The sequence below is a fragment of the Actinomadura rubrobrunea NBRC 15275 genome (genome assembly GCF_001552235.1).
Taxonomy (GTDB): Bacteria; Actinomycetota; Actinomycetes; order Streptosporangiales; family Streptosporangiaceae; genus Spirillospora; species Spirillospora viridilutea.
The window spans coordinates 1-8287 of the sequence record NZ_BCQU01000148.1 but is presented as its reverse complement, the minus strand read 5'-3'; the positions used below and the strand labels follow the sequence as shown (position 1 = coordinate 8287).

The 8287-nt window shown below is 74.5% G+C and carries 5 protein-coding genes and 1 pseudogene; 1 reads left to right on the top strand and 5 read right to left on the bottom strand.

Annotation, left to right across the window (positions count from 1 at the left end; all coding sequences use genetic code 11):
- Positions 1–950, top strand: a 950-nt coding sequence (locus tag AR3_RS31360; protein ID WP_390099611.1) for a coiled-coil domain-containing protein, incomplete at its 5' end; no start/stop codon positions are given.
- Positions 951–1196: 246 nt separating this feature from the next.
- On the opposite strand, the gene cydC is transcribed toward AR3_RS31360, so the two are convergent.
- From cydC to AR3_RS31890, 5 genes and pseudogenes are all read right to left on the bottom strand, one after another.
- On the bottom strand, positions 1197–2996 hold the full coding sequence (gene cydC, locus AR3_RS27840; protein ID WP_067918446.1) for a thiol reductant ABC exporter subunit CydC: 1800 nt from the start codon (positions 2994–2996) through the stop codon (positions 1197–1199).
- Positions 2993–4648: a thiol reductant ABC exporter subunit CydD gene (cydD, locus tag AR3_RS27835; protein WP_067918445.1), complete on the bottom strand. Its 1656-nt coding sequence runs from the start codon at positions 4646–4648 to the stop codon at positions 2993–2995. Before cydD ends, cydC begins: the two co-directional genes overlap by 4 nt.
- Positions 4649–4656: 8 nt before the next feature.
- Positions 4657–5712 carry a cytochrome d ubiquinol oxidase subunit II gene (gene cydB / locus AR3_RS27830; RefSeq protein WP_067918443.1) on the bottom strand — a complete coding sequence of 352 codons (1056 nt, stop codon included), beginning with the start codon at positions 5710–5712 and terminating at the stop codon, positions 4657–4659.
- Between the two features lie 30 nt (positions 5713–5742).
- Entirely contained in the window at positions 5743–7131 is a 1389-nt protein-coding gene (locus AR3_RS27825) for a cytochrome ubiquinol oxidase subunit I (protein WP_067918441.1), read from the bottom strand.
- A 701-nt stretch (positions 7132–7832) separates the two neighbouring features.
- Positions 7833–8287 (bottom strand): annotated as a pseudogene (locus tag AR3_RS31890) (cytochrome P450); the annotation flags it as partial.

Genomic DNA, 8287 nt, shown 5'->3' with positions numbered 1-8287 from the left:
GCGCGGCCGCCGACGCCGACGACCGGACCCGGCGGGCCGAGGCGCGAGCCGAGGAGGCGCGCCGGGAGGCCGCCGACGCGCTGGAGGAGCTGCGCTCGGGCATGGCCGCCGCCAAGGCGAGCGTGAAGGCGGCGCAGACCAGCGAGGCCAACGCGTGGAAGGAGGCCGGGGCCGCCCAGCAGGCCCGCGCGGCCGCCGCGAACGAGGCCGCCCACGCCGAAGGGCTGCGCAAGCGAGCCGAGGCGGCGTGGAACACCGAACGCCAGGCGCGGGCCCAGGCCGAGAAGGAACGGGACGAGCTGGCGACGATGCTGGCCACCGAGCAGAGCGCGCTGGCCCTCACCCGGACCGAGCTGGAGGACGCGCGCGCCGAGCTGGAGGACGCCCGCGCCCGGCTGGAGGCCGCCGCCAAGATCGAGCGGGACCTGCGCGCCGAGCTGGCCGCGGCGCAGAGCGAGATCCAGCGGCTGACCATCGAACTGGACGCCGCCGCCGAACGCGCCGACGAGCAGGCCGCGCGCATCGAACGCGCCGAGCGGCTCGCGGACGAGGCCGCCGCGCGCGCCGACGACCTGCTGGCGCGGGCCGAACGCGCCGAGCGGCGGGCGGACGCGGCGGCCGAGCGCGCCGACCGCGACTCCGTCACCGTGCGGGCCCTGCAGGACACCCTGCGCTCGGCGCTGGACCTGCCGGCGGTCGAGAACCTCGGCGACGGCCGCGGCGTCCCGCTCGGCGGCCCCGGGGAGGCGGGCGCGGTCCTCGCCCGGTCCGACGGGCTGATCGAGATCGAGAAGGTCCCCGAGGTCCTGGACGGCGAAACGGCCGCGCGGTTCGCGCGGGCGGTCCTGGCCGTGCGCGTCCACCAGGCCACGCGGCGCGTCCGCGATGACGGGGACGAGCCGGCCGACGAGCGCGACGCCGACCAGCAGGAGAACCCCGAGGAGGCCTGACCCGCCGGACCTTGAGCACGGAGGCGCGGGGGAGGCCGTCGCGGTGCGGCAGGTCGGCTCGGCCGCGGGTCGCGCACGGGTCCGTCGACGGGTCCTGGCGCTGCGGCTTTCGCGCCCGGGCAGGCGCGGGTTCTGCGTGTCGACGGGCGGCGGCGGCAGTCCGCGCCATGAGGTTGCCTCCGCCCGCGATGGTGGTTCGTATCCGGCGTGCTTTCGACGACGGGGACGAACCGGCGAAGCTGATCATCAGGAGGACCGCGAGGCGGACTGTTCCTCCCCCGGCCGGTCCTCCCACGGGTTGTGTTGCTCGGCCCATAGGCGTCGATAGAGGCCGTCCTGGCGCAGCAGGGCGGCGTGCGTGCCGCGTTGCACGACGCGTCCGCGGTCGAGCACGACGATCTCGTCCACGGCGTCGAGGCCGGCGAGGTCGTGGGTGATCAGCAGGGTGGTCCGGCCGCGCGTGGCCCGCAACAGGTCGGTGGTGAGGGCGACGCGGGTCGGCGGGTCCAGGTGGGCGGTCGGCTCGTCGAGGATGAGCAGCGCCGGGTCGGCCAGCAGGGCGCGGGCGAGGGCGAGCCGTTGGCGTTCGCCGCCGGAGACGCGGGCGCCGTGCGCGCCGACGGGGGTGTCCCAGCCTTGCGGGAGAGACTCGATCCACGGCAGCAGCCTGGCGGCGTCGGCGGCCGCGCGGAGGTCCGCCTCGTCGGCGCCGGGACGCGCCAGCCGCAGGTTCTCTCTCAGGGTGCTGTCGAAGACGTGCGGGTCTTGCGGGCATCCGCCGATCACCGCGCGCACGTCGTCCGCGGCGTACGCCGTCAGGTCGCGGCCGTTCAACGTGATGGTGCCGGCCTGCGCGTCGAGGAACCGCAGCAGCAGCGCCGCGACGGTGCTCTTGCCCGCGCCGCTGGGGCCGACGAGCGCGACGCGGCGGCCGGGCTCCAGGTCGAGGTCGACGCCGTCCAGCGCCCAGGGCTCGTCCGGCCCGTACCGGGCGCGGACGCCGCGCAGCCGCACGGTGACCGGGCGGTCGGGCGGCGGCAGCGGGCGGGACGGCTCCCGCACCGGGTCGGGGGCGTCGAGCACCCCCGTGATCCGGCGGGCGGACGAGCCGGTCTCGGCGAGCCGTGCCGCCGCCGCGGGCAGCGGCGCGACGGCCTCGAAGGCGGCCAGTGCGGTGAGGGCGAGCACGGCCAGGGGAACGCGGCCGAGGTCGCCGTCCTCGACGGCCGCGACGCCGAGCAGCAGCACGGCCCATACCGTCAGGCCGGTGACGGCGGTGCACAGTCCGCTGCCGAGCGCCAGCGCGAACGCGTTGCGCCGGGTCTGCCGCGTCAGCTCGCGGTCGGCGGCGGCGACGGAGGCGAGCGCGCGTTCCGCGGCGCCGAAGGCGATGAGGTCGGGGGCGCCGGAGAAGGCGTCCACGACGAGGGTGGTGAGCCGTCCGCGGGCGGCGGCGGCGCGTTGGGCGGCGCGGCGGGCAATGACGACCGAGCACAGCGGCACGACCGCTCCCGCGGCCAGCAGCCCGGCGGCCAGCGCGCCGGCCGCCGGGGCCAGCAGGAACGCGCAGGCGCCGACGGCCGCCCCGCCCGCCAGCGCGGCGGCCGCGGGCGGGAGGACGCCGCGGACGAACAGGTCCTGGGTGGTGTCGACGTCGGCGACCAGTCGGGTGAGCAGGTCCCCCGAGCGCAGGTCGCGCAGCCCGGCGGGGGCGATGCGGGCCAGCGCCCGGTAGATGCGCACGCGGACGTCGCCCATCACCCGGAACGCCACGTCGTGGGAGATGAGCCGTTCGGCGTAGCGCAGCACTCCCCGGCCGACGCCCAGGGCGCGCACCGCCACGACGGCGATGGTCAGCGCGGTGACGTTCGGGTGCTCGGCCGCCCGGGCGATCAGGAAGCCGGACACGCCGAGCAGCGCGATCCCGGCCGCGGTCGTGGCGGCCCCCGCCAGGGCGGCGACCAGCAGGCGGCCGCGCATCGGCCGGGCGAGCGCGAGCAGGCGCAGCAGCGGGGCCCGGTGCGCGATTCGCGGTATGGCGGTCATGACGCCACCGCCAACGGCCGGTGGACCGTGAGCCGTCCGCCGTCGATCTCGGCGACGCGGTCGGCGCCCCGGGTCCAACTGTGGTCGTGGGTGACGAGCACCACCGTGCGTCCCTCCATGAGGCGTTCCACCGCGGCGCGGACGGCGGCGGCGCTCTCGCCGTCCAGGTGCGCGGTGGGCTCGTCGAGCAGCAGCAGCGGCGCGTCCCGCAGGAACGCGCGGGCGAGCGCGATGCGCTGCCGCTGCCCGCTCGACAGCCGCGAGCCGCGCTCGCCGATCGGGGTGTCGTACCCGTCGGGCAGGCGCCGGATGAACTCGTCGGCCCCGGCGAGCCGGGCGGCGCGGCGCACGGCGTCGTCGGAGGCGTCGGGGTCGCCCAGCCGGATGTTGTCGGCCACGCTCCCGGCGAACAGGTAGGGGTCCTGCGGCACCCACGCGACGCGTCGGCGCCACTGCTCGGCGGGCACGTGCCCGAAGCCGGTACGTCCCTCCGTGGGCTCGACGAGGCGCAGGAGCACGGCGAGCAGGGTGCTCTTCCCGGCGCCGCTCGGCCCGACGACCACGAGCCGCTCCCCCGGCTCCACCTCGAGGGAGACGTCGGACAGCGCCGGACGGTCCCGTCCGGGATACCGCACCGTCACCCTGTCCAGGCTGACGCGCGCGTCGTCGATCCCGGGGGCGGCAACGGGGCGCGCGGGCGGCTCGGACGGGCCGCTCTCCAGCACCTCGAAGACGCGTCCGGCGGCGGTCACGCCCTCCATGCTCGCGTGGAACTGCGCGCCCACGTTGCGCAGCGGCAGGTACGCCTCGGGCGCCAGCAGCAGGACCAGCAGCGCCGTCTCGTACGGCATCCCGCCGCCCAGCAGGCGCAACCCGACCTCGACCGCGACCAGCGCCACCGCCAGCGTGGACAGCAGCTCCAGCACCAGCGCCGACAGGAACGCCACCCGCAGCGTGCGCAGGGTCGCCCGCCGGTGCCCGGCGGTCACCTCGCGGATCACCGCCGCCTGCGCCCGGGCCCGGCCGAACACCTTGAGCGTCGGCAGGCCCTGCACCACGTCGAGGAAGTGGCCGCCGAGCCGTTCCAGCAGCGTCCACTGCCGCTCGGTGCGGGCCTTGGTGTGCAGGCCGACGAGGATCATGAAGACGGGGATGAGCGGCACGGTGGCCGCGATGACGATCGCGGACAGCAGGTCGGCGCCGGCCACCACGGCGAGCACCGCGGTCGGCGTCAGACAGGCCAGCACGAGCTGGGGCAGGTACCGGGCGAAGTAGGGGTCCAGGGCGTCCAGCCCGCGGGTGGCGAGCGTCGCCGCCTCGCCGGGCCGGACGGCGCCGGGGCCGCTGCGCAGCACGTGCTCCACCAGCATCAGCCGCAGCCGCGACTTGACCGCGCCCGCCGCGCGCAGGGCCATCGCCTCTCCGCCGTACTCGGCCAGGGCGCGTCCGGCCGCCACCGCCAGTAGGAGCGCGAACGCGGAGGTGAGGGCGGCGACGCCCTGGCCGTCGAAGGCGCCCGCCAGGATGCGGGCCAGCAGCACGGCTTGGGCGACCACCAGCCCGGTCGTCACCAGGCCGAACGCCACCGCGGCCGCGAGGAAGGCGCGGGCGGCCCGGGCGTGGCGCAGCAGGCGCGGGTCGAGCGGCTTCATCCGACGCCTCAGCTCCGCGCCGGTTCTTCGGGGGCGATGGACTGCCTGGTGAGGCGGCGCCGGAACACCCAGTACGTCCACGCCTGGTAGGCCAGGACCACCGGGGTGAAGGCGACCGCCACCCAGGTCATGACCTGGAGCGTGTACGGCGAGGACGCGGCGTTGTCGACGGTCAGGCTGTAGGCGGCGTCGGTGCTGGACGGCATGACGTCGGGCCACAGGTTCCCGAACAGGGTCGCGACCGTCGCGGCGATCGCCACGGCCGTGCCGGTGAACGCCCAGCCCTCGCGGCCGCGCAGCCCGGCCGCGATGCCGCCGAGCAGCGCCACCGCCGCGACCGCGGCGGTGCCCCAGGTCGCCGACGCGCCGTGTTCGATCTGGGTGAGGGCCAGGAACGCGGCGGCGAGCACCGCGACCGGCGCGGCCAGCCGCGCCAGCAGCGCCCGGGCCCGCCACCGCACCTCACCGTCGGTCTTGAGCGCCAGGAACACCGCGCCGTGCAGGGTGAACACCGCCAGCGTGGTCAGCCCGCCCAGCAGCGCGTACGGGTTGAGCAGCGTGAGCAGGTTCCCGGTGTAGTGGTGCTCGGCGTCGATCGGGACGCCGCGGACGATGTTGGCGAACGCCACGCCCCACAGGAACGCGGGGACGAGCGAACCCCAGAAGATGGCGCGGTCCCAGTTGCGCCGCCAGCGGGCGCCCTGCGGACCGGCCGGGCCCTTGCCGCGGTACTCGAACGCGACGCCGCGCACGATCAGCGCGACCAGGATGATCAGCAGCGGCAGGTAGAACCCGCTGAACAGGGTGGCGTACCACTCGGGGAAGGCGGCGAAGGTGGCGCCGCCGGCGACCAGCAGCCACACCTCGTTGCCGTCCCACACCGGGCCGATGCTGTTGATCATGACGCGGCGGTCGACGTCGGTGTGCGCGCCGCCGTCGTGGGCGCCGCGCCGCGGCGCCAGCACCGGCAGCAGCACCCCGACGCCGAAGTCGAACCCTTCGAGGACGAAGTAGCCGGTCCACAACACCGCGATGAGGATGAACCAGACGGTGGTCAGTTCCATGACGGGTCTCCGGGGATGCCGATCGCGGGGTCAGTACGAGAAGGCGGGCATGGGCTCGTCGGCGCCGGGCGTGTGCTCCTCAGGCGGCGGGCCCTTCCGGGCGTGGCGGGCCATCAGCGCCCCGGCCACCACCGCCAGCACCGCGTACAGCACCGTGAAGACCGACAGCGACGCGACGACCTCGGCGGTGGACACGTCGGGCGAGACGCCCTCGCGGGTGTACATCAGGCCCATCACCACCCACGGCTGGCGGCCCATCTCGGTGAAGATCCAGCCCATGGTGTTGGCCAGGAACGGCAGCGCGATCGCCGCCAGCGCCGCGCGGTGGAACCACGGCGACGCGGGCAGCCGCCCGCGCCGGGTCAGCCACAGCCCGGCCACGGCCAGCAGTCCGGCCAGGAACCCGAACCCGATCATCAGGCGGAACGTCCAGTAGGCGACCGGGATGACCGGCTTGTAGCTGCCGGGCCCGTAGCGCTGCTCGTACGCCCGCTGAACGTCGTTGACGCCTTCGACGGCGCCGTCGGGATCGCCGGTCGCCATGAACGACAGCACGTGCGGCACGCGCAGGCTCCACAGCTCCTCGCCGCCGTCCAGCGACCCGATGGTGAACAGCGAGAAGGACGCGGGCGCGGACGTCTCGTACAGCGCCTCGGCGGCGGCCATCTTCATCGGCTGCTGCTCGGTCATCACGCGGGCCTGCAGGTCGCCCGACACGGTCACGCCGATCGCGGCGACCAGGGAGAACACCAGGCCCGCGCGCAGCGCCTTGCGGAACAGCGGCACGTCGCGGCGCCGCGCCAGGTGCCAGGCGCTCACCCCGACCACGAACATGCCGCCGGTGAGGAACGCTCCAAAGATCACGTGGGGGAAGGTCACCAGCGTGGTGGAGTTCGTCAGCACCTCCCAGATGCTGGTCAGCTCGGCCCGCCCGGTCTCGGGGTCGATCCGGTACCCGACCGGGTGCTGCATCCAGGAGTTGGCCGCCAGGATGAAGTACGCCGAGATCATGGTGCCGATCGACGCGAGCCAGATGGCGGCCAGGTGCAGCCGCGCCGGCAGCCGGTCCCAGCCGAAGATCCACAGTCCGAGGAACGTGGACTCCAGGAAGAACGCCAGCAGCCCTTCCATGGCCAGCGGCGCGCCGAACACGTCGCCGACGAACCGCGAGTAGTCCGACCAGTTCATCCCGAACTGGAACTCCTGGACGATCCCCGTGACCACGCCCATGGCGAAGTTGATCAGGAACAGCTTCCCGAAGAACTTGGTCATGCGCAGGTACTGGGGGTTCCGCGTCCGGTACCAGGCGGTCTGCATGCCCGCGACCAGGGCCGACAGCCCGATGGTCAGCGGCACGAAGATGAAGTGGTAGACGGTAGTGATCCCGAACTGCCATCGGGACAAATCGAGACTGTTCACTGTCTTCCTCGGGGCGCGCTGGGCTACCTCTGTCGATTCGCCGCCTCAGGACCGTCGCGGTCCCTGTGCGGACGGTATTCAGCGCACCACCGACCGGATGCCTGCTGACAGGGACGAAGGTCCATTGCGCCGTGGCCCTCCGTCTGTGACCTGCAACGCACCGTACGCAGCGGGCTCACGGCGCCCGTGACGCCGCATCCCCTGTGCGCCGCGCGATCCGCGACAGCCTTCGGGAGGCCACCCGCCGCCGCTCCGCCCGATCTGGCCTCGACGTCGCCCAGCGCCGGCATGCCGCGGCCCGACACCCCACTCGAGGGCCCGGCGGCACCAGCGGCGCGGCGGTACCCCCCGCAGGCCACGTCAAGGTGTTCGCGATGTCGACAAACACCCGGCGCTCACCTGGCCCGGCTCGACACGGGCACTCCCACGTCAACGCAGCGGTCCGTCACCCCCGGCCGCCGAAGCGACGCGCGCCACGTGAGCCATGCGGAATGCGCCACGTGCACAGCCGGTGAGCTGTCGCCCCAGCGCTCGCCCACGCGGCACACCGCAAGCATTGCGAAGGCAGTGGGGGTCTGGTCTGCGCGTTGGGGCACGGTGGCGCAGCCGAGCGCGGGTGCCGCAGCCCCTTGTCCGTGTCCGATGTCAGTGGCGTACGCGCGGGCGAACTGGCGTGAGCGGCTGGACCCGGATCGCCGCCATCACGCCGTGAACTGGGCGCTGTCGTTCTGACCTACGCCGAGTCCGACTTCGCCCAGGTCGTCGCCGGGCGTCTCCCGCTTGGCGGCGACCAGCTCGCCCAGCAGCTCCTGCATCCGCGTGTAGGCATGCACCACCTCCTCCGGGCCGGCGGAGGTGTGGAAGAACGAGTCGGTGCGGCGGCGCATCTCCGCGCGGGCCGCGGCGTCTTGGACGCCGAACAGCTCGCAGATCACCTGGATCGGCAGCGGGTAGGACTCCGACTGCGAGCAGCCGCTCGGCGGGTTCATGTCGGGGTTGTCGCAGCCGCTGCAGCGGATCCACGCGGGAACGGGCTTGGGCAGCTGCCTGAGACCGGTGTTGTTCGGAGAGTCGTTCGTCGGCCCGTTCTGGCAGTCGAACTTGAACCCGATCGCGGGTGCACCAGACCAGCGAGTCGTTGTCGACGTACACCACG

Coding starts and splice junctions, on each gene's coding strand:
- cydC (WP_067918446.1), bottom strand. CDS start 2,996: ATGACCGCCATACCGCGAATCGCGCACCGGGCCCCGCTGCTGCGCCTG.
- cydD (WP_067918445.1), bottom strand. CDS start 4,648: ATGAAGCCGCTCGACCCGCGCCTGCTGCGCCACGCCCGGGCCGCCCGC.
- cydB (WP_067918443.1), bottom strand. CDS start 5,712: ATGGAACTGACCACCGTCTGGTTCATCCTCATCGCGGTGTTGTGGACC.